The sequence below is a fragment of the Angustibacter aerolatus genome (assembly GCF_054776675.1).
Map to the genome: position 1 here is coordinate 17,424 of NZ_BAAHBM010000032.1, position 20,561 is coordinate 37,984.

Below are 20,561 nucleotides of genomic sequence, written 5' to 3' on the forward strand. Positions count from 1 at the left end.
CCGGCTACGTTGGGGCGGTGCCGACGCCGCGGACCGAGCTGCTGACCACCCTCGGCCAGACCGACCTCACCGCCGTGAGCGCCCTGGTCGACGCTGCCACCGAGGCCGACGGCGTGCACCCGCTGAGCGAGGACGCGATGCTGCACGCCGTGCACGGGGCGGCGGGCGTCCGCCACCTGCTGGTGCTCGGCGACGGCGACGAGCTGCTCGGCTACGGGCAGCTCGACCCCGGCGACGGCCCCGGTCCGGCGTCCGCCGAGCTCGTCGTGCACCCCGCGCACCGCCGCGCCGGCGTGGGCACGCTGCTCGCGCACCGGCTGCAGGAGACCGCCGGTGCGTCGGGGCTGCGGGTCTGGTCGCACGGCCGGCTCGAGGGCGCCAGGGCCCTGACCGACGCCCTCGGCTGGGTCGTGCACCGCGAGCTGCTGCAGCTGCGGCGTCCGCTCACCGACCTGCCCGAGGCGCCGCTGCCGGAGGGCTTCGTGCTGCGCGCGTTCCGGCCCGGCGTCGACGACGAGGCGTGGCTCGCGGTGAACGCGGCGGCGTTCGCGCACCACCCCGAGCAGGGCGGCTGGACCCTCGACGACCTGCGCGCGCGACTGGCCGAACCCTGGTTCGACGCCGCCGGCTTCCTGCTGCTCGACGCCCCGGACGGCGCGCTGGCCGGCTTCCACTGGACGAAGGTGCACCCGCCCGAGGCCGGACGACGCGACCCCCTCGGCGAGGTGTACGTCGTCGCCGTCGCGCCCGAGCACCAGGCAAGGGGCCTGGGCCGCGCGCTGGTGGTCGCCGGCCTGCGCCACCTCGCCGACCGCGGGCTCGGCGAGGTCACGCTGTACGTCGACGGCGACAACGTCGCGGCGGTGCGCACCTACGAGCGGCTGGGCTTCGGCCCGTGGGCGGTGGACGTGCAGGTCGGACCGACCTGACCTGCGTTCGTCCACAGGCACCCGGTCCGACTACCGGGGTTCATCTGCCGGTGACACGATGAGCGGCATGACGAGCGTGGAGCACGAGGAGCAGGTCGAGCTCGACGGCGGCGAGCGGTTCCTCGACCGCGAGACCAGCTGGCTGCAGTTCAACCAGCGGGTGCTGCAGCTGGCCGAGGACGACACGCTGCCGCTGCTCGAGCGCGCGCGCTTCCTGGCCATCTTCGCCAGCAACCTCGACGAGTTCTTCATGGTCCGCGTCGCCGGGCTGAAGCGCCGCATCGCCACCGGCATGGCGGTGCGCACGGCGTCCGGCCTGCAGCCGCGCGAGCAGCTCGAGGCCATCGGCGCGCTCGCGCACGAGCTCTCCGACCGGCACGCCCGGGTGTTCCAGGACGCCGTGCGCCCGCTGCTCGCCAGCGAGGGCATCACCGTCGTGCGGTGGGACGAGCTGGCCCAGCACGAGCAGGACCGGCTGCACGAGATGTTCCGCGACCAGGTCTTCCCGGTGCTCACGCCGCTGGCGGTCGACCCGGCCCACCCGTTCCCCTACATCTCGGGCCTGTCGCTGAACCTCGCGGTCGTCATCCGCAACACCAAGACGCAGAAGGAGCACTTCGCCCGCGTCAAGGTGCCGCCGCTGCTGCCGCGGTTCATCGCCGTCGAGGAGACCGCGGCCGGCGCGGCCGCCGTCGAGCCGGCCCACGCCGACCCGTACAAGTCGCGCTTCGTGCCCCTCGAGGACATCATCGCCGCGCACCTCGACCAGCTCTTCCCGGGCATGGACGTGCTGGCGTCGCACAGCTTCCGGGTCACCCGCAACGAGGACCTCGAGGTCGAGGAGGACGACGCCGAGAACCTCCTGCAGGCGCTCGAGAAGGAGCTCATGCGGCGGCGGTTCGGGCCGCCGGTGCGGCTCGAGGTCGACGAGGACGTCGACGACCACGTGCTCGACCTGCTGGTGCGCGAGCTCGGCGTGGTCGACAGCGAGGTCTACAAGCTGCCCGCGCCGCTGGACCTGCGCGGCCTCAACCTCGTCGCCGACCTCGAGCGCAGCGAGCTGCGGTTCCCGCCGTTCTTCACCGGCACCCACCGCGACCTCACCGAGGGCGTCGAGACCAGCAAGCCGGGCGACATCCTGGCCGCCATGCGGGCCCGCGACATCCTGCTGCACCACCCGTACGACTCGTTCTCGACGTCGGTGCAGGCGTTCCTCGAGCAGGCGGCGAACGACCCGCGGGTGCTCGCGATCAAGCAGACGCTCTACCGCACCAGCGGCGACTCCCCCATCGTCGACGCCCTGATCGACGCCGCCGAGGCGGGCAAGCAGGTGCTGGCGATCGTCGAGATCAAGGCGCGCTTCGACGAGCAGGCCAACATCACCTGGGCCCGCAAGCTCGAGCAGTCCGGCGTGCACGTCGTCTACGGCATCGTCGGCCTGAAGACCCACGCCAAGCTGTCGCTCGTGGTGCGGCAGGAGGCCGACGGCCTGCGTCGCTACTGCCACGTCGGCACCGGCAACTACAACCCGAAGACCGCGCGGCTCTACGAGGACCTCGGGCTGCTCACCACCGACCCGGTCATCGGCGAGGACCTCACCCGGCTGTTCAACCAGCTGTCCGGCTACGCCCCCCGCACCCGGTTCAAGCGGCTGCTCGTGGCGCCGCGGTCGCTGCGCGCCGGGCTGATCGAGCAGATCGAGGCCGAGACCGAGCACGCGCGCGCCGGCCGTCCGGCGTCCATCGCCATCAAGGTCAACTCCATCGTCGACGAGGCGCTGATCGACGCGCTGTACCGCGCCTCGCAGGCCGGGGTGCCGATCGACGTCGTGGTGCGCGGCATCTGCGCGATCCGGCCGGGCGTGCCCGGGCTGTCGGAGACCATCCGGGTGCGCAGCGTGCTCGGCCGGTTCCTCGAGCACTCTCGGGTGTTCCTCTTCGGCAACGGCGGCGAGCCCATCTGCTGGATCGGCAGCGCCGACATGATGCACCGCAACCTCGACCGCCGCGTCGAGGCGCTGACGCCGATCCTCGACCGCGGCCACGTCGCCGAGCTGCAGGGGCTGCTCGCCACCGCGATGGACGACGGCACCTCCTCGTTCCACCTCGGCGCCGACGGCAGCTGGACCCGCCACCACCTCGACGCCGACGGCGCGCCGCTGCTCGACCTGCAGCAGCACACGGCCGAGCAGCGCCAGCGCATGCGGCGCAAGGCCCGCAGGCGGTGACGTCCCGCGCCGCCACCCGCGGCTCGTGCACCGTGCGTGCGGCGGGGGTGCTGCCGTGGCGTCGTGCGGGCGACGGCATCGAGGTGGCGGTGGTGCACCGGCCCAAGTACGACGACTGGTCGTGGCCGAAGGGCAAGCTCGACGACGGCGAGCCGTGGACGGCGGCTGCCGTGCGCGAGTGCCTGGAGGAGACCGGGCTGCGCGTCGTGCTCGGGGTGCCGCTGCCCGACGCGTCGTACGACGTGGGCGGCGCGGCCGGCACCCGGCACAAGGTGGTGCGCTACTGGGCCGCGCAGGTGCTGCAGCAGGAGGCCGACCTGGTGCACGAGGTCGACGAGGTGCGCTGGCTGCCGCCGCACGAGGCCGGGGCGCTGCTCGACTACCGCCGCGACCTGCAGCAGCTGCGGGCCCTGGCGTCGCTGGCCGAGGTCGACCGGCTCGAGACCTGGCCGCTGGCCGTCGTGCGGCACGCGACGTCGGTGCCGCGCAAGGCCTGGAAGCACGCCGACGACCGGCGACCGCTCGACGAGCGCGGCCTGCGCCGAGCCGACGACCTCGTGCCGCTGCTCGGTGCCTACGCCTTCACCCGGGTGGTCAGCTCGTCGTCGGTGCGCTGCGCCGGCACGGTCGCGCCGTACGCCACCACCACCGGCACCCGGCTGCGCCTGCGGCGCGCGCTCAGCGAGGAGGGCCACGCCGCCCACCCGCACCGCGCGTCGCAGACGGTCGAGCGGCTGCTCGAGCGCGGCGAGCCGGCCGCCGTCTGCTCGCACCGGCCGGTGCTGCCGGCGTTCGTCGCCGCGCTCGGCGACCGGGCGCGCGACACGCGCGTCGCCGACCGGCTGCGCGAGTCGGCGAAGCTCGGCCTGGTCAAGGGCGAGGCGCTGGTCGCGCACGTGCACGGCCGCGGCGCGGCGGCGCAGGTCGTGGCCGTCGAGCGGCACGGGCTGGCCTGACCCGTGCGCCGCCGCGGGCCCGGGTCAGGGCGTCCAGGCGGGGTCGCGGCCGCTGAGCGCGACGGCCACCTCGAGGTCGCTGGCCCCCGCGGGGACGGTGACCGGCGGGTCGAAGCCCGCGCCGCCGGTGCTGAGCACGGGCGCGGCGTCCTCGAAGTAGGCGCGCAGCACGGCCGCCGTGGCGGGGTCGAGCTCGAACGGCAGCCCGGTGGCCCGCGCGACGTCCCAGCCGTGCACGCAGATCTCGCCGAGCGCCACCCGCGCGCACTGGGCCGCCGGCATGGTGAAGCCGCCCGGCGACGTCGTGCCCTCCCAGGCGGACGGCGCGGCCCAGGCTTCCGCGAGCGCGTGCAGCCGGCGGGGGAGATCGTCGCGCCAGTCCGCCGGCAGCCGCTCGCGCCGCCCCACCGTGCCGGCCCCCTCCCGCTGCAGCCGTGCCTGGGCGGCCGGGGTGTCGAAGGTCTTGTCGCCCATCGCCGCGAAGGCGTAGGTCAGCGACGAGAGGTGGTCGAGCTCGTCGCCGAGCAGGTAGTCGCGGCAGGGGGTGCGGTCGCCGAGCGCGTCGCCCCGGACGGCGGCCACGAGGGTCGCGACCGCGGCAGCGGCGGGGTGCAGGTCGAACGGTTCGTCGGTCACGCAGCACTGACCGCGGTCGCCGCCGGAACTCATCGAAAAGGTCCCAAGTCGGACCGTTCACCTGCAGGTCGCCGTCCCGCAGCCGGTCGGCCCGGGAACGGACCGGTCTCGTTCACCGCCCGTTCACCCGTGCCCTCCCGGCGAGTCATCCGCGCTCCCTAGCGTCGTCGGAGACGGTGCGACCGCGCCGTCGGGACCCTGCACGGGAGACACAAGACAGTGACCATGAAGCGGCTGGGACGCCTCACGGGCGTTGCCCTGCTGGGCGCGCTCGCCCTCACGGCGTGCGGCTCGGACGACAACACGACCGCAGGCTCCGGCAGCTCCTCGAGCAGCTCGAGCGACTGCTCGGGCACGCTGAACGCCGAGGGCTCGTCCGCCCAGAAGAACGCGATCGAGGAGGTCATCTCCTCGTTCAGCGACACCTGCGCCGACGCGACCGTCAACTACAACCCGACCGGTTCCGGTGCGGGCGTCAAGCAGTTCACCGGCGGTCAGGTCGACTTCGCCGGCAGCGACTCGGCCCTGAAGGCCGACGCGGGCGAGGTCGACGCCGCCGCCAAGCGGTGCGCCGGCAACCCGGCCTGGAACCTGCCCATGGTGGCCGGCCCCATCGCCGTGTCGTACAACGTGCCCGGTGTCGACGCCGTCACCCTGACGCCGTCCGTCATCGCGCAGATCTTCACCGGCAAGGTGAAGACCTGGAACGACCCGGCCATCGCGAAGCTCAACGGCGACGCGAAGCTGCCGAGCACCGCCATCAAGGTGTTCTACCGGTCCGACGAGTCGGGCACCACGGAGAACTTCGAGAAGTACCTGGCCGGCGCGGCCCCCAGCGACTGGACCATCGAGCCGGGCAAGGCCTTCGGCGGCGGCGTCGGCGAGGGTCGCGAGAAGTCGGCCGGCGTCTCCGACGCGGTGAAGTCGACCGAGGGCGCCATCACGTACGTCGAGTGGTCGTACGCGAAGGACAACAAGCTCGGCGTCGCGAAGGTCGACAACGGCGGCGGCGCCGTCGAGCTGACCGGCGAGACCGCCGGCAAGGCCGTCACCGCGGCCAAGCCGGACGGCGAGGGCAACGACCTGCGCCTCAAGCTCGACTACACCACGAAGGACGCCGGCACCTACCCGATCGTCCTCGTGACCTACGAGATCGTCTGCAGCAAGGGCCTCGACCCGGCCAAGACCTCGCTCGAGAAGGCCTTCCTCAAGCACTTCGCGAGCAGCGACGTGCAGAGCGGCCTCGAGGAGCTCGGCTACGCGCCGCTGCCCGCCGAGGTGCAGACCAAGGTGAACACGGCCATCGACGCCATCAGCTGAACCGCACCACCCGCGTCGTCGCCCTCCTCACGGCCCCACCGGCCGTGGGGAGGGCGATCCGCGGCCAGCACACCGGCAGCAGGCTGAGCAGCGAGGAGCACGAGACATGTCGAGCGTGACCGGCGCGTCCGTCGTCGACACCCTGGGTGGTGGCGAGGACTCGGGCGACCGCGCCTCGACCGGGCGCCTCGGCGACCGCCTGTTCGCAGGCGCCGCAACGGGTTCGGGCATCATCGTCATCGGCCTCGTGACGCTGGTCGGGGCCTTCCTGCTCTACCGCGCGATCCCGGCGCTCGCCGACGACGACGCGAACTTCCTGACCTCGCGGGTGTTCGACGTCGACAGCTCGCCGCTGAGGTTCGGCATCGCCGACCTGCTGTGGGTGACGGTCATCTCGTCGGTCATCGCGATGATCATCGCGGTGCCGGTGGCGATCGGCGTCGCCCTCTTCATCACGCAGTACGCGCCGCGCCGGCTCGCCGCCCCCGCCGCGTACCTGGTCGACCTGCTCGCCGCCGTCCCGTCGATCGTCTACGGGCTGTGGGGCGCCCGCGTCATCGGCTCCGGCTTCAACGAGCACGTGCAGGACCCGATCCAGAACACCGTCGGCAAGCACGTGCCGTTCCTGCGCGACGTCGGCATCAGCGCCGGCACCATCCTGCTCATCAGCCTGGTGCTGTCGATCATGATCCTGCCGATCATCACGGCCCTGTCGCGCGAGGTCTTCGCGCAGACGCCGCCGCAGCACAAGGAGGGCGCGATCGCCCTCGGCGCCACCAAGTGGGAGATGATCACGACCGCGGTGCTGCCCTTCGGCCGCCCGGGCGTCATCTCCGCGGCGATGCTCGGCCTCGGCCGGGCACTCGGCGAGACCATCGCCGTCACGATCATCCTCAGCACCATCCCGGCCACCAAGCCGTGGTCCTTCTCGCTGTTCAACGGCGGCGAGACGTTCGCGTCGCGGATCGCGAACAACGCCAGCGAGTTCGACAGCCCCGGCAAGACCGGCGCGTTCATCGCCGCCGGCCTGGTGCTGTTCATCCTGACCTTCGCCGTGAACGCCGCGGCGCGCGTCGTCATCGAGCGCAGGAAGGCCTTCAGCGAGTGACCACCACCACCGCCCCGGAGCCCACCCCCGTCCGGCTGTCCGAGTCGCTGTCGAAGCCGTCCGCCGGCCGCAGCCTCAAGGCCAGCGTGATGGCCGTGCTGGTGACGCTGGCGTTCGTCGTCGCGCTGATCCCGCTGGCCTGGATCCTCTGGACCGTCGTGAGCAAGGGCTACCACCTGCTGCTCAGCGCCGACTGGTGGGCCAACAGCCAGCGCGGCGTCACCTCGCGTCGCGTGGGCGGCGGCGCCTACCACGCCATCGTCGGCACCCTCGAGCAGGCGCTGGTGACGGCCGTGATCGCCGTCCCGATCGGCGTGATGACCGCCGTCTACCTCGTCGAGTACGGCCGCGGCAAGCTCGCCAAGGCCGTCAGCTTCATGGTCGACATCCTCACCGGCATCCCGTCGATCGTCGCCGCGCTGTTCGTCTACGCGCTGTGGGTCGGCGTGCTCGGCTTCGACCGCGTGGGCTTCGCGGTGTCGCTCGCCCTGGTGCTGCTGATGATCCCGGTCATCGTGCGCTCGACCGAGGAGATGCTGAAGCTCGTGCCGAACGAGCTGCGCGAGGCGTCGTACGCGCTCGGCGTGCCGAAGTGGAAGACCATCGCGAGCATCGTCCTGCCGACCGCGTTCTCCGGCATCATCACCGGTGTGCTGCTCGGCCTGGCCCGCGTCATGGGCGAGACGGCGCCGCTGCTGATCCTCGGCCCCTACTCGAAGTCCATCAACACCAACCTGTTCGACGGCTTCATGGCCGCCCTGCCGACCATGATCAACCAGGACCGCACCGAGGCCCTGCAGCCGGCGATCGACCGGGTGTGGGCCGCGGCGCTCACGCTCGTGCTCCTGGTCATGGTCCTGAACCTGCTGGGGCGCCTCGTCGCGCGCTTCAGCTCCGTGGCGAAGTAAGGAAACCCCGTGGGCAAGCGCATCGACGTCAAGGACCTCAACGTCTACTACGGCAGCTTCAAGGCCGTCGAGGACGTCACGATGACCATCGAGCCGCGGTCGGTCACCGCCTTCATCGGCCCCTCCGGCTGCGGCAAGTCGACCTTCCTCCGCACGCTGAACCGCATGCACGAGGTCATCCCCGGCGGTCGCGTCGAGGGCCACGTGTCGCTCGACGACCAGGACCTCTATGCCGGCGAGGTCGACCCGGTCGCCGTCCGCCGCACCGTCGGCATGGTCTTCCAGCGCCCCAACCCGTTCCCGACCATGTCGATCTTCGACAACGTCGCGGCCGGCCTGCGGCTGAACGGCGTGCGCGACAAGAGCCGCCTGAAGGACGCCGTCGAGGGCTCGCTGCGCGGCGCCAACCTCTGGAACGAGGTCAAGGACCGGCTGAGCAAGCCCGGCGCCGGCCTCTCGGGCGGCCAGCAGCAGCGCCTCTGCATCGCCCGCGCCATCGCCGTCGAGCCCCAGGTGCTGCTCATGGACGAGCCCTGCTCCGCCCTCGACCCCATCTCGACGCTCGCCATCGAGGACCTGATCTCGCAGCTCAAGGACCGCTTCACCATCGTGATCGTCACGCACAACATGCAGCAGGCCTCCCGCGTCAGCGACCGCACCGCGTTCTTCAACCTCGCCGCCACCGGCAAGCCCGGCCGCCTCATCGAGATGGACGCCACCCAGAAGATCTTCAGCAACCCCACCGAGCGCGCCACCGAGGACTACATCTCCGGCCGCTTCGGCTGACCCCGCACCCCCTTTTCCGCGCGTCAGCCCGGTTTGCGCACCTCAGCCCGCTCCAGGGATCGTCCGGAGCGGGCTGAAGCGCGTACGGGGTCCGGCACCTGTGGACGACGGACGCAGCGCCGGCCGCCCACGCGGCACGGTTGCAGCATGCACACGGATCCGCACCTGCCACCTGTCTTCACCCGCGCCGAGGCCACGCAGTACGGCCTCACCCGCCATCAAGCCGACCACCGCGCCCGCTCCGGGCACTGGGTCACCTTGTGCCGCGGCACCTACGCCGAGGCGAGCGCCTTCGCGCGACGTCCGGCGACCGAGCAGCACGCACTGCGAGCCGTCGCCGTCCTCGGCGCCCGCGCCGACGACGCCTCCGCGAGCCACGTGACGGCCGCCTCGCTCCGTGGCTGGAGCCTGCCGCTCGAGCACCCGGTACAGCCGTGGATCACGCGCGGTGACCTGCGCCGATCGGCTCGACACGATCGACACGTGGTCGTGCAGGTGGCCACGCTGCCCGCGACCGAGACCGCCCGAGCCCGCGTCGAGGTCGACGGCTGGACCTGGACTGTCGGCACGACCGGTCCCGCTCGCACCGCCGCCGACTGCCTGCGGCACCTCCCACTCGGCGAAGGTGTCGCTCTCGTCGACAGCGCTCTCCGCATCGGCGACGTCAGCAGCGACGAGGTGCAGCTCGTGCTGAGCCGCCAGCACAACTGGCCGTACGCCGAACGTGGCCGCGCCGCCGCGTCGCTGCTGGACGGTCGCCGCGAGTCGTGGCTGGAGAGCTACTCGTTCGCGACGATCGCCGCGATGGGCGGCCCGTTGCTGACACCGCAGGTGACCGTGCTCGATCGGCACGGGCGGTTCGTCGCTCGGGTGGACGGGTGGCTCGACGAGTGCGCGCTCGCTGTGGAGACCGACGGCCGGGGCAAGCTGCTGGCCGGCCTGGCCCCCGGCTCCCCCACCGGCGAGACCGCAGCGCACGTCCGGCGCGCCATGCAGCGGCAGCACGAGCGCGAGCTCCGTCTGCGGGCCCTCGGCGTCGAGGTGGTGCGCTGGGGCACCGCCGAGATCGTGCACCACCCGCACCGGGTGCTGCAGCGGCTGGAGCGAGCGCGCTCACGTGCAGACGGTCGTGCCTTCACCGGTCAGGCGGTGCAGCTGCCGCCGACGGCCGGCCTTGCGCACCTCAGCCCGCTCACGCAGTCCCGTCGAGCGGGCTGAGGTGCGCAAAGCGGGCTGACGTGCGGAAAGGGGGTGTGGGGGTCAGACGCCGGGGAGGACGAGGTGGAGCACGAGGAAGGTGAGGGCGGCGACGGCGGCGGCGCCGGGGAAGGTGAGCACCCAGGCGCCGACGATGTTCTTGGCGACGCCCCAGCGCACGGCCGACATCCGCTTGGTGGCGCCGACGCCCATGATCGAGGTGGTGATGACGTGGGTGGTCGAGACCGGCACGTGGAAGGTGAGGCCGGCGACGAAGAGGACGGCGGCGGCGCTGGCCTCGGCGGCGAAGCCGTGCGGGGGGTCGAGGTGGATGATGCGGCGGCCCAGGGTGCGCATGATGCGCCAGCCGCCGGAGTAGGTGCCGAGGCTGATGACGACGGCCGAGAGGGCGAGCACCCAGAACGGCACGCCGTCGTCGCCGCCGTCCTCGAAGCCGCCCACGGTGAGGGCGAGGACGACGACGCCGGCGGTCTTCGAGGCGTCCTGCAGGCCGTGGCCGAACGCCATCGCGGCGGCCGAGACGGTCTGCGCGGTGCGGAAGCCGCGGGACAGCTTGTGCGGCGCCACCCCCCGGAACAGCCAGAGGATCGCGACCATCACGAGGTAGCCGAGCAGCAGGCCGATGATCGGCGAGAGGACCATCGGCACGACGACCTTCTCGAGGATGCCGCTCCACTTGACGCCGGCACCGGCCGCGAGCGCCGCGCCGCCGAGGCCGCCGATGAGGGCGTGCGAGGAGGACGAGGGCAGCCCGCGCCACCAGGTGAGGAGGTTCCAGCCGATGGCGCCGACCAGCGCGGCCGCGCAGATGGTGAGGCCGCGCGAACCGGTGGGCGCGTCGATGATGCCCTTGCCGACGGTGGCGGCCACGCCCTGGCCGAAGAACGCGCCGGCGAGGTTCGCGGCGGCGGCCATGGCCAGCGCGACCCGCGGCGTCAGCGCCCGCGTGGAGATCGACGTCGCGATCGCGTTCGCCGAGTCGTGGAAGCCGTTGGTGTAGTTGAAGCCCATCGCCAGGGCGATGACGAGGATGATCGGGACGAGGTCCACGGTCGGTCAGGACTCCTTGACGGCGATGCTCTCGACCGTGTGCGCGACCTGCTCGAAGGCGTCGGCGGCGCTCTCGAGGACGTCGACGACCTCCTTCAGCTTCATGATCGCGGTGGCCTTGAGGTCGCCGTTGAACAGCTCGGCCAGCAGCCGGCGGTAGACCTTGTCGCCCTGGTTCTCGAGCCGGTTGATCTCGATCCAGTACTCCGACAGGTCCTTCATCGACCGCAGCCGGGGCATCGCGTCGGCGGTGAGCTCGGCCATCCGGGCCAGCACCTCGACCTGGGCGGCGACGCCGTCGGGGAGGGTCTCGATCTTGTAGAGCACGATCAGGTCGGCCGCGGCCTCCATCTCGTCCATGCAGTCGTCGAGGTTCGACGCCAGGTCGTAGATGTCCTCGCGGTCGAACGGCGTGATGAACGAGCTGTTCACCTTGCGCAGGATCGCGTGGGTGGACTCGTCGGCGGCGTGCTCGGCGTCGCGCAGCTGCTGCGCGATGCTCTCGCGGCCGGCGTGATCGGCGGCTCCGAGCAGCTGCGTGAGCAGACGGCTGCCGTCGACGAGATGGCTGGCGGAGGTCGCGAACAGGTCGTAGAACCCGGTGTCCTGCGGCGTGAGTCGGAAGCGCACGGACGCGATCGTACGGGTCTCGGGTGCGTGACCGTGCACACCCGTTCTGCCACAGTGAGCCGTCCGACGTCGACCAGGGGGGTTCGAGGCACGTGACAGCAGCGATCGAGGTGCGGGGGCTGACCAAGACCTACCGCCGGCGACGGGGGACGTACCGGGCGCTGGCCGGTCTCGACCTGGTCGTCGAGCAGGGCGGCGTGCACGGGTTCCTCGGTCCGAACGGGTCGGGCAAGACGACGACGATCCGGGTGCTGCTGGGCCTGGCGCGGGCAGACGGCGGGACGGCGCAGCTCCTCGGGCACGACGTCCCGAGCCGGCTGCCGGACGTCGTGGGGCACGTCGGCGCGCTGGTCGAGAACCCGAACTTCCTGCCCGGGATGGCGGGCCGCACCCAGCTGCAGCTGCTCGCGACGTCCGTCGGGGTGCCGCGCACACGCGTCGAGGAGGTGCTCGAGCTGGTGCGGCTGCGCGACCGCGCCGACGAGCGGGTGCGGGGCTACTCGCTCGGGATGCGGCAGCGGCTGGGCATCGCCGCGGCGCTGCTGAAGGACCCGCGGCTGCTGATCCTCGACGAGCCGAGCAACGGCCTCGACCCGGCCGGCATGAAGGAGATGCGCGACCTCGTGCGCGAGCTGGGCACCGGGGGCCGGACGGTCTTCCTGTCGTCGCACCTGCTGTCGGAGGTGCAGCAGGTGTGCGACCGCGTGTCGATCATGGCCGGCGGACGCTGCCTGGTGCAGGGGCCGGTCGACGAGGTGCTGGCCGCGCACCAGCAGGCCGGGGTGGTGCTGTCGGTCGACCCGCCGGACGTCGCGGCCGCCGTGCTGCGGGAGGCCGGGTACGACGTCGTGGACGCCGGGCGCGGCCGCCTGCGGGTGGGCGGCACCGGGCGACCGGTCGACGACCCGGCGCAGCTGACCCGGCTGCTCGGGGCCCGTGACCTGTGGCTGCGCGAGCTGGTGCCGGCCGCGACCGACCTCGAGAGCGCGTACCTGGAGATCACCGGCGGACAGGGGCTGGGCGCATGAGCACGCAGACGCTGGTCTCCGGACCCCCGGCCGCCGCGACCGGGCGGGCGCGCCCGCTGGCGTCCGAGCTGCGACGGCTGGCCCACCGCCGCCTGGTGGTGCTGCTCGTGCTGCTCGGCGTGCTCGCCGTCGTGGCCGCGATGGTCGCCGTGTTCGCGACGCACTCGGCCGACGCGTCCGGCGCGCGGGCCGAGGCGCAGCGGCAGGCGCAGGAGATCGCGGCCGCGAACGCCACCGACGCGAGCTGCACGGATCCGGACGCCTGCTACGCCCCCACCGCCGACGACCTGTTCGAGGACCCGCGCTTCACCGCCGGCTCGCTCGTCGACGTGGCGATGGTGGTCGGCGGCGGCGCCGCCCTGCTCGCGGTGCTCGTCGGCGGGACGGCGATGGGTGCTGACCTGGCCAGCCGCGCGATGGTGACGCTGCTCAGCTGGGAGCCGCGACGGCTGCGGTTCCTCGCCACGCGGTACACCGCCGTCGCCCTCGCCTCGCTGGCGATCGGCGTGCTGCTGCAGGCGATCACCCTCGGGCTCGGTGCGCTCACCGTGCAGCTGCGCGGCACCTGGGACGTCGGACGACGCGTCTGGCCGCCGCTGCTCTGGCTCGAGCTGCGCACGCTGCTGCTCGTGGTGCTGGCCGGGCTCGCCGCGGCGGGGCTGACCACGCTGGTGCGACACACCGGCGGCCTGCTCGGCGTGCTCTTCGGCTACACCGTGCTCGTCGAGACGATCGTGAACATCGTGGGCACCGAGCGCGGGTGGACCCGCTGGCTGGTCTCGCAGAACCTCGCGGCCGTGCTGCTGCCCGGCGGGAACACGATCTACGTCAGGTACGACGAGACCGGCGCCGGGCACGACGTGACGATCCACCTGTCGCACCTGCAGGGGTTCGCCTACCTCGCCGCGCTGACGGCCGCGGCGCTGCTGGTCGGCTCGCTCGTGCTGCGCCGGCGCGACCTCTAGCCCACGGCGTCCTCGTCGCCGGCCTCGGAGCCGTCCTCGGCGTCGCGCGGGGAGACGCCGAGCACGGCGTCGATCTGGTCCTGGGTGAGCGGGCCGGTGGCGCCGGTGGCGGCGACGACGAGGTCACCGACCATCTCGATCTCGTCCTCGAGGTGCTCGTCGCGCAGCGGGTCGTGGGTGTCCGTCAACCTGGGCTGTCCCTTCCACCCCTGCTCGGCACCCCTGCTCGGCCCGCGGCCGCGAGCCCGACCGACACCGTACGACGAGCCGCCGGACGTCGACAGCGACTTGACCAAAGCATGACCGTCGGCGGGGGCGAGCCACACCGACGGGTGCCGCTGCGGCATGATCGGCGGGTGGACCGCCCCAGCACGACGACCGCCCACCGGGGCCGGTTCGTGCACGGCACCTGCCCGCGCTGCGCCTGGATCGGCCCCGGACGCCGGGCCCTGTTCACGGCCGAGCGCGACGCCGAGACGCACGCCGAGGAGCACGACGCGCCGCTCGCCGACCCGAGCGCGACGACGTCCGACCCGCCGCGGTCGCCGGCTGGCTGAGCGGGCTCACCGGGCTCGACGGGCTCACCGGGCTCGACGGCGCCGGCTCCGACGTCGTCGGGGTCGGCGTGGGCGGTGCCCCCGGCGCACGGTCGGCGTCGACCGGCACGGTCGTGCGGTCGATGCTCACCGACGTCAGGCCCAGCCCCCCGACCGTCACCGAGTCGTACGCCAGCAGGCGTCCGGCGTCCGGGCCGCCGCGGCGGAAATACAGGAGCGTGGCCTCCAGCGGCACCGGCTCGCCGTCGGTCAGCGACTGCAGGCCGTTCGCCGTGAGGCCGGCACCACCCGTGCTGCCCTCGATCATCACCCGCGTGCCGTCCTGCTCCGAGACCCGCCGGGAGTGCAGGTGCCCGGCCAGCACCAGCGGCACCCGGCCGACCAGCCCCGCCAGCCGCGTCGGGTCGTGCACCAGCGCGACCTCGACCGGCGCCTCGGGGTGCACCTGGTCGTAGGCCTGCACGGTGCGGCCGAGGCGCTCCGCCGACTCGGCCACCGCGTCCTTGCCCACCGTGTCGGCCGACCCCTCGCTCGGCGTCGTGCGCGGGTCGCCGACGCCCGCGAACCGCAGCCCGGCGACCGTGCGCACCTGCCCGTCGAGCACCACCGCCCCGCGCTGGCGGCCCACCGCGCGGGCGATGCCCTCCGAGTCGTGGTTGCCCCGCACGAAGACGTACGGCACCCCCAGGCCCCCGATCCGGTTCACGAACGCCGACTCCGCGCTGCTCCCCCACGTGCTCAGGTCGCCGGTGTCGACCACCGCGTCGACGCCGAACTGGTCGACCAGCCGGCTCGTCAGGTCGTAGCCGATCGGGTTCAGGTGCAGGTCGCTGATGTGCAGCACCGTCGTGACGTCGTCTGTCTCGGTGGTGTCGAGCGAGCTCAGCCGGTCGCCCACCGCGTACAGCGTCGTCGCCGACTGCACGAAGTCCGCCAGCCCCGACCGGTACGACTGCAGGCGGTCGGCGAGGGTCTGCGTGCGGCGCTGGATGTACGGCGCGCTGCTCAGCAGGCCGGTGAACCGCGGCTGCCCGAGCGCCGACTGGTCGAACGTCAGCGCCGTCAGCCCCGCCGTCACCACCGACAGCCCCACCCCGAGCGCCAGCCCGCCGACCGCTCCCCGCCAGCCCCGCGTGGCCAGGGCCAGCAGCAGCGTGGCGCCCAGCAGTGCGCACCCCAGCATGCCCAGCGCCGCCCGCGTGGCCGTCGTCCGCAGCGTGTCGGGTGCCGTGCGCGCCAGCTCGTCGAGCTGCGTCGGCGAGTCGATCACCCGGCGGGCCGCGTCGACGTCGACCGACTCGATCGACGCCCTGCCCTCGACCGGGGACAGGTGCGTGTCGAACCGCACCGACCCCACGGGCGGCAGCGCCACCGCCACCCCAGGGTGCAGCGACGGACGCACGTGCACCTGGACCCGCAGCGGCCCCACCTCGGCGTGCGCCGCCGGCGACAACGCAGCCCCGAGCCCGGCACCCAGCACGCCCAGCAGCACGAGGGCAGCCAGGTGCAGCACCCGCCGGACCGTGAGCGGTCGGTGCGGGCGCAGGTGGTGAGCGGTTCCGTGGTGCGTCATGCCCGCGCGGTGGGGGCGACGAGGGGTGGGCGTCGGGCTGGGAGCGCCTCACGGCGCGCGGCCGCTCGGAGCGGCTCAATTTGGGACCCGGGGCTACCGCAGCCCGACGCCCGGGTGTCCCCGGGGGGACACCACGATTGTGCACAACCGAGGGGGGTTCGTGCACATTCCCGGCTCACTTTTCTGGGAGCGCAGCCCGAACCGCCTCCCTCGACATCCGTCTTCCCGCCCGATCCCGACCGACGAAAGACGTGTCGGCCAGGATCACTCGGTCCAGACGGACGACGGTCGGCTGGGCTGCTCTCCCTCTTGGCGAACGGGCCCGAACCGCCTCCCTTCACGTCCGTCTTCCCTCCCGATCCCGACCGACGAAAGACGTGTCGGCCAGGGTCACTCGGTCCAGACGGACGACGGTCGGCTGGGCCCGTTCGCGCGCGCTCGTTCACGTGAGGTCGCGGGCTCGCCAGGCTCGGGCGGCTGCCTCGAGGTCCTCGGCGGTGTGCTGCAGGGAGGCGGCGCGGCGGGTGAGCTCGCCGGCCTCGAGGTCGGAGACGTCGTCGGCGCGCAGGGCGCGGCCGGCGGCGACGACGCGGCAGAAGGCGGCGCAGCGCTCGAGGGCGACGTCGAGGTCGCCGGTGTAGACGCCGGTGAGCACGGCGTCGGCGAGCTCGCGCACCTCCTGGGGGCCGGGGGGCTGCGCGACGCCGGCGACGACGTCCGACACCTCGGCGACCTGCTGGCCGCTGCGGTAGTCGACCGAGGCGCCGACCGCGTCGCGGCGCACCCACTCGCGCACGACGTACAGCCGCCAGAGCGCACCGGGCAGCGAGCGGGCCGGGCGGCCGGCCCAGAGGTCGGCGATGGTGTCGAGGCCGTGGTCGTCGACCAGCCGCACCAGGCGGGCGGTGATCTCGGGGTCGTCGGCGCCGCGGCCGGCCGCGACGATGGCGGACGCCGTGGAGTGCGCGGCCTCGGCGAGGGCGGCCGGGTCGGGGTCGCCGTCGAGGCTGTCGAGGGCGCTCGGGGCCAGGAACGCCGGGCGCCGCCACCGCGGCTTGTCGTCACTCACCCGACCCATGGTCGCACCAACCCCCGACACCGGCCGGTCCGCGCCACCGCCGCGAGGACGTCGCAGGCCAGGCACCCGGGGCCGTACGCTCGGCGTGTGACCCAGCACACGTCCTCCAGCACCGACACGATCCGGCGGGCCGCCAGCATCGCGGACGGCGTGCGCGCCGTCGTCGACCGCGACCCGTCCCGCACCCTGCTGCGCCGCCGGGTGCCGGGCGGCTTCGAGGACGTCGCGGCGAAGGCGTTCGCCGACCAGGTGCGCGCGCTCGCGAAGGGCTTCGTCGCCGCCGGGGTCGGGCCCGGCGACCGGGTCGGCATCATGTCGAAGACGCGCTACGAGTGGACGCTCGTCGACGTCGCCCTGTGGACCGCCGGCGCCGTGCCGGTGCCCATCTACGAGACCTCGTCGGTCGACCAGGTGGGCTGGATCCTCAGCGACTCGCAGGCGGTCGGCGTCGTGGTCGAGTCCGCCGGCCACGCCCGCCGGGTGCAGCAGGCGCGCGACGGGCTGCCCGGGCTGCAGCACGTCTGGCACGTCGAGGACGCCGGCGCCGACGACGTCGACCTGGCCGGGCTGGAGGCCTCCGGGCACGGCGTCACCGACGAACAGCTCGACGAGCGCGCCGCCGGGCTGAGCCGCGACAGCATCGCGACCCTCATCTACACGTCGGGGACGACGGGCCGGCCCAAGGGCTGCGTGCTGACCCACGGCAACTTCCTCGAGGAGAGCGCCAACGCGATCCAGCTGCTGCCCGAGCTGTTCGAGCGCGACGACGCGTCCACGCTGCTCTTCCTGCCGCTGGCGCACGTGTTCGGCCGGCTCATCGAGGTGGCGGTGCTGCTGAAGGGCTGCACGCTCGCGCACAGCGACACCGCGCGGCTGGTGAAGGACCTCAAGGTCGTGCAGCCGACGTTCGTGCTCGCCGTCCCGCAGGTGCTGGAGAAGGTCTACGAGTCGGCGCGGCGCAAGGCCACCAGCGAGGGTCGCGGCAAGGTCTTCGAGGCCGCGAGCGCCACCGCGATCGCCTGGAGCACCGCACGCGACCGCGGCCGCCCGAACCCGTGGCTGCAGGCGAAGCACGCGCTGTTCGACCGGCTGGTCTACGGCAAGCTGCGCGCCGCGCTCGGCGGCCGCGCCGACTGGGCGGTGTCCGGCGGTTCGGCGCTCGGGGCCCGGCTCGCGCACTTCTACCGCGGCATCGGCGTCACCGTGCTCGAGGGCTACGGCCTCACCGAGACCACCGCGGCCGCGACGGTCAACGCGCGGTCGGGCCTGCGCATCGGCACCGTCGGCCGGGCGCTGCCGGGCTTCGAGGTGAAGGTCGCGGCCGACGGCGAGGTGCTGGTGCGCGGCGGCAACGTCTTCCGCGAGTACTGGAACAACCCGCAGGCCACCGCCGAGGCGAAGGACGCCGACGGCTGGTTCCACACCGGCGACCTGGGGTCGATGGACGCCGAGGGCTTCCTCACCATCACCGGCCGCTCGAAGGAGATCATCGTCACCGCGGGCGGCAAGAACGTCGCGCCGTCCGGGCTGGAGGACGTGATCCGGGCCAACCCGATCGTGTCGCAGGCGATGGTGGTGGGCGACGGGCGCAACTACGTCGGCGCGCTCATCACCCTCGACCCCGAGTCGTTCGCGCTGTGGCTGCAGGACCACGGCCGCGAGGGCACGCCCGAGTCCCTGCGCGACGACCCCGCGGTGCGCAAGGCGGTGCAGGACTCCGTCGATCGGGCGAACGCGACCGTGTCGAGCGCCGAGCAGATCAAGCGGTTCGCCATCCTGGGTGACACGTGGACCGAGGACTCGGGCCACCTGACGCCGTCGATGAAGCTGAAGCGGGCCAAGGTGCTCGCCGACTACGCCGACGACGTCGAGGCGCTGTACGCCTCGCGCCGCTAGACCGCTGACAGGGGGACCCCACCGTGATCCGGCTGCTGCCGTACTTCCTCGAGCTCGCGCTGCTCGTGTTCTGCCTCATCGACTGCATCCAGACCGACAGCTCGATCGTGCGCAACCTGCCGAAGCCGGCGTGGATCCTGCTGATCATCGTGCTGCCGCTGATCGGCGGCATCGCCTGGCTGGTCGCGGGACGCCCGGAGCGCACGGCGTCCGCGCCGCGCGTGCCGTGGCCGTCGACCCGCACGAGCGGCTACCCCGAGTACGAGCGGCCCCGGCCGCCGCGGGGCCCCGACGACGACCCGGACTTCCTGCGGCAGATGAAGTCGGTCGACGAGGAGCACGAGCGCACCATGCGCCAGTGGGAGGACGACCTCAAGGAGCGCGAGCGCCGGCTGCGCGAGCAGCGCCCGGACGACGGCACGCCCCCCGCCTGAGCCGACCGGCCCTCGCGGGTCTGGGGTGGCGCGCGACCGTCGGGCGCAGCAGGATCGCCGTGACGACGCCGACCCGCGGCGCCATCGACTGGAGGCGACGATGACCTACGACACCCCGGACCCCGCCGACGAGATCGAGGGCCCCGCGGACGGCGGCGCGAGCGGCACCCCGGGCCAGCACGACGGCGGCGCGGACGGCGGCGCCGACTCCGGTGCCGAGGGCCCGGCCCACGGCGGCGCCAGCGGCACCCCCGGTCAGCACGACGGCGGCGCGGACGGCGGCGCCGACGGTGGTGCGGACGGGTCCGCGAACTGACGTGACCGCAGCAGCGACACCCCGGGAGGGCGGGCACCTGCCCGCCCTCCCGGCTCTGCAGCGGCTGCTCGCGATCGACCCGGCGGACTTCGCCCAGCGGGTCTGGTCGCGCGAGCCGCTGCTCAGCCGGGCCGACGAGCTGCCCGCGCCGTTCACCGACCTGCTCGACGCCGACGCGATCGACGAGCTGTCGTCGGCGCGCGCGCTGCGCACCCCCTTCGTGCGGATGGCGAAGGACGGCGACACGCTGCCCGAGCGGTCGTTCACCTCCGGCGGCGGCATCGGTGCCGGCATCGGCGACCAGCTGAGCGACGACAAGGTGCTGCAGCAGCTGGCGAGCGGCTCGACCCTCGTGCTGCAGGCGCTGCACCGCACCTGGCCACCGATCGTGCGGTTCGCCCAGCAGCTGGCCGCCGACCTCGGCCACCCGGTGCAGGCCAACGCCTACGTCACGCCGCCGCAGAACCGCGGCTTCGACGACCACTACGACGTGCACGACGTGTTCGTGCTGCAGGTCGAGGGCGAGAAGCGGTGGCGCATCCACGCGCCGGTGCTCGACGCCCCCCTGCGCGACCAGCCGTGGACCGACCGGCGCGCGGCCGTGGCGGCCGCTGCCGCCGAGGAGCCGCTGCTCGACGTCGTGCTGCGGCCCGGCGACTGCCTGTACCTGCCCCGCGGCACCCTGCACGCGGCGACCGCGCTGGGTGGCGTGAGCGCGCACGTGACCCTCGGCGTCCACGTCTGGACCCGGCACGCGCTCGCCGAGCAGCTGGTGCGGGCGGCGCTGCACGACCTCACCGCCGACGTCGACGTGCGCGGCTCGCTGCGCCTCGGCGTGGCGGTCGACGACGCCGCCGACACGGCCGACGACCTGGCCGCGGTGCGCGACGCCCTGCTCGACGCCGTGGTGGCCGTCGACGCGGCGCGGGTGGCCGACGGCATGGCC

The 20,561-nt window shown here is 73.4% G+C and carries 20 protein-coding genes; 14 read left to right on the plus strand and 6 right to left on the minus strand.

The window, feature by feature from the left end:
- Positions 1 to 17 precede the first annotated feature (17 nt).
- Genes mshD through ACYVI6_RS09600 form a run of 3 tightly spaced genes read left to right on the plus strand, consistent with a single transcriptional unit; the run spans position 18 to position 4,112 of the window.
- Positions 18 to 929, plus strand: a complete 912-nt coding sequence (gene mshD / locus ACYVI6_RS09590) for a mycothiol synthase (RefSeq protein WP_460446156.1) — start codon at positions 18 to 20, stop codon at positions 927 to 929.
- 58 nt (positions 930 to 987) lie between these two features.
- Positions 988 to 3,156 (plus strand): RNA degradosome polyphosphate kinase, encoded by a 2,169-nt coding sequence (locus ACYVI6_RS09595; protein ID WP_460446157.1) that lies wholly within the window; start codon positions 988 to 990, stop codon positions 3,154 to 3,156.
- Positions 3,153 to 4,112, plus strand: coding sequence for an NUDIX hydrolase (locus tag ACYVI6_RS09600; RefSeq protein ID WP_460446158.1), 960 nt, complete (start codon positions 3,153 to 3,155; stop codon positions 4,110 to 4,112). The genes ACYVI6_RS09595 and ACYVI6_RS09600 overlap by 4 nt, the downstream gene beginning before the upstream one ends.
- A 24-nt stretch (positions 4,113 to 4,136) precedes the next feature.
- Here the strand turns inward: ACYVI6_RS09600 and ACYVI6_RS09605 are convergent, their stop codons facing one another.
- The gene (locus ACYVI6_RS09605; protein ID WP_284289356.1) at positions 4,137 to 4,748 is read right to left on the minus strand and encodes a TIGR03086 family metal-binding protein; all 612 of its coding nucleotides are present in this window, start codon (positions 4,746 to 4,748) and stop codon (positions 4,137 to 4,139) included.
- Positions 4,749 to 4,967: 219 nt separating this feature from the next.
- On the opposite strand from ACYVI6_RS09605, the gene pstS reads away from it, so the two are divergent.
- The 5 genes from pstS to ACYVI6_RS09630 all read left to right on the plus strand — a co-directional run bounded on the left by pstS (position 4,968) and on the right by ACYVI6_RS09630 (position 10,088).
- Positions 4,968 to 6,068, plus strand: coding sequence for a phosphate ABC transporter substrate-binding protein PstS (pstS, locus tag ACYVI6_RS09610; protein ID WP_460446159.1), 1,101 nt, complete (start codon positions 4,968 to 4,970; stop codon positions 6,066 to 6,068).
- A gap of 106 nt (positions 6,069 to 6,174) precedes the next feature.
- Positions 6,175 to 7,176 (plus strand): phosphate ABC transporter permease subunit PstC, encoded by a 1,002-nt coding sequence (gene pstC, locus ACYVI6_RS09615; protein WP_284289354.1) that lies wholly within the window; start codon positions 6,175 to 6,177, stop codon positions 7,174 to 7,176.
- A complete protein-coding gene (gene pstA / locus ACYVI6_RS09620) occupies positions 7,173 to 8,084 on the plus strand; it encodes a phosphate ABC transporter permease PstA (protein ID WP_460446160.1) in 912 nt (303 codons plus the stop codon). Before pstC ends, pstA begins: the two co-directional genes overlap by 4 nt.
- 9 nt (positions 8,085 to 8,093) lie before the next feature.
- Positions 8,094 to 8,870 carry a phosphate ABC transporter ATP-binding protein PstB gene (pstB, locus tag ACYVI6_RS09625; RefSeq protein WP_460446161.1) on the plus strand — a complete coding sequence of 259 codons (777 nt, stop codon included), beginning with the start codon at positions 8,094 to 8,096 and terminating at the stop codon, positions 8,868 to 8,870.
- Between the two features lie 147 nt (positions 8,871 to 9,017).
- Entirely contained in the window at positions 9,018 to 10,088 is a 1,071-nt protein-coding gene (locus ACYVI6_RS09630) for a hypothetical protein (RefSeq protein ID WP_460446162.1), read from the plus strand.
- A 42-nt stretch (positions 10,089 to 10,130) separates the two neighbouring features.
- Here ACYVI6_RS09630 and ACYVI6_RS09635 read toward each other — a convergent pair whose 3' ends face one another.
- Both ACYVI6_RS09635 and ACYVI6_RS09640 read right to left on the minus strand, forming a co-directional pair.
- Entirely contained in the window at positions 10,131 to 11,138 is a 1,008-nt protein-coding gene (locus ACYVI6_RS09635; RefSeq protein ID WP_460446163.1) for an inorganic phosphate transporter, read from the minus strand.
- Positions 11,139 to 11,144: 6 nt separating this feature from the next.
- Positions 11,145 to 11,768, minus strand: a complete 624-nt coding sequence (locus ACYVI6_RS09640; RefSeq protein ID WP_460446164.1) for a DUF47 domain-containing protein — start codon at positions 11,766 to 11,768, stop codon at positions 11,145 to 11,147.
- 92 nt (positions 11,769 to 11,860) lie between these two features.
- Here ACYVI6_RS09640 and ACYVI6_RS09645 point away from each other — a divergent pair, with 92 nt between their 5' ends.
- Both ACYVI6_RS09645 and ACYVI6_RS09650 read left to right on the plus strand, forming a co-directional pair.
- Positions 11,861 to 12,796, plus strand: coding sequence for an ABC transporter ATP-binding protein (locus tag ACYVI6_RS09645; RefSeq protein WP_460446165.1), 936 nt, complete (start codon positions 11,861 to 11,863; stop codon positions 12,794 to 12,796).
- A complete protein-coding gene (locus ACYVI6_RS09650; RefSeq protein WP_460446166.1) occupies positions 12,793 to 13,761 on the plus strand; it encodes a hypothetical protein in 969 nt (322 codons plus the stop codon). The genes ACYVI6_RS09645 and ACYVI6_RS09650 overlap by 4 nt, the downstream gene beginning before the upstream one ends.
- Here the strand turns inward: ACYVI6_RS09650 and ACYVI6_RS09655 are convergent.
- The 3 genes from ACYVI6_RS09655 to ACYVI6_RS09665 form a co-directional block, all read right to left on the minus strand.
- Positions 13,758 to 14,108 carry a hypothetical protein gene (locus tag ACYVI6_RS09655; protein WP_460446167.1) on the minus strand — a complete coding sequence of 117 codons (351 nt, stop codon included), beginning with the start codon at positions 14,106 to 14,108 and terminating at the stop codon, positions 13,758 to 13,760. The genes ACYVI6_RS09650 and ACYVI6_RS09655 overlap by 4 nt on opposite strands.
- Positions 14,109 to 14,214: 106 nt before the next feature.
- Complete coding sequence (locus ACYVI6_RS09660) at positions 14,215 to 15,831, minus strand: metallophosphoesterase family protein (RefSeq protein WP_460446168.1); 1,617 nt, start codon at positions 15,829 to 15,831, stop codon at positions 14,215 to 14,217.
- Positions 15,832 to 16,333: 502 nt separating this feature from the next.
- The gene (locus tag ACYVI6_RS09665) at positions 16,334 to 16,960 is read right to left on the minus strand and encodes a hypothetical protein (RefSeq protein WP_460446169.1); all 627 of its coding nucleotides are present in this window, start codon (positions 16,958 to 16,960) and stop codon (positions 16,334 to 16,336) included.
- A 96-nt stretch (positions 16,961 to 17,056) separates the two neighbouring features.
- Between ACYVI6_RS09665 and ACYVI6_RS09670 the strand changes: the two genes are divergently transcribed.
- The 4 genes from ACYVI6_RS09670 to ACYVI6_RS09685 form a co-directional block, all read left to right on the plus strand.
- Positions 17,057 to 18,865, plus strand: a complete 1,809-nt coding sequence (locus tag ACYVI6_RS09670) for an AMP-dependent synthetase/ligase (RefSeq protein ID WP_460446170.1) — start codon at positions 17,057 to 17,059, stop codon at positions 18,863 to 18,865.
- Between the two features lie 23 nt (positions 18,866 to 18,888).
- A complete protein-coding gene (locus ACYVI6_RS09675) occupies positions 18,889 to 19,299 on the plus strand; it encodes a PLDc N-terminal domain-containing protein (RefSeq protein ID WP_460446171.1) in 411 nt (136 codons plus the stop codon).
- Between the two features lie 100 nt (positions 19,300 to 19,399).
- Entirely contained in the window at positions 19,400 to 19,615 is a 216-nt protein-coding gene (locus ACYVI6_RS09680) for a hypothetical protein (protein ID WP_460446172.1), read from the plus strand.
- Between the two features lies 1 nt (position 19,616).
- Positions 19,617 to 20,561: cupin domain-containing protein (locus ACYVI6_RS09685; RefSeq protein WP_460446173.1), on the plus strand; the 945-nt coding region annotated here is incomplete at its 3' end.

What these genes read in the sequence shown, in the direction of transcription:
- ACYVI6_RS09595 (WP_460446157.1), top strand. Translation starts at nt 988, where the DNA reads ATGAGCGGCATGACGAGCGTGGAGCACGAGGAGCAGGTCGAGCTCGAC.
- pstC (WP_284289354.1), top strand. Translation starts at nt 6,175, where the DNA reads ATGTCGAGCGTGACCGGCGCGTCCGTCGTCGACACCCTGGGTGGTGGC.
- ACYVI6_RS09630 (WP_460446162.1), top strand. Translation starts at nt 9,018, where the DNA reads ATGCACACGGATCCGCACCTGCCACCTGTCTTCACCCGCGCCGAGGCC.
- ACYVI6_RS09650 (WP_460446166.1), top strand. Translation starts at nt 12,793, where the DNA reads ATGAGCACGCAGACGCTGGTCTCCGGACCCCCGGCCGCCGCGACCGGG.
- ACYVI6_RS09655 (WP_460446167.1), bottom strand. Translation starts at nt 14,108, where the DNA reads ATGCCGCAGCGGCACCCGTCGGTGTGGCTCGCCCCCGCCGACGGTCAT.
- ACYVI6_RS09680 (WP_460446172.1), top strand. Translation starts at nt 19,400, where the DNA reads ATGACCTACGACACCCCGGACCCCGCCGACGAGATCGAGGGCCCCGCG.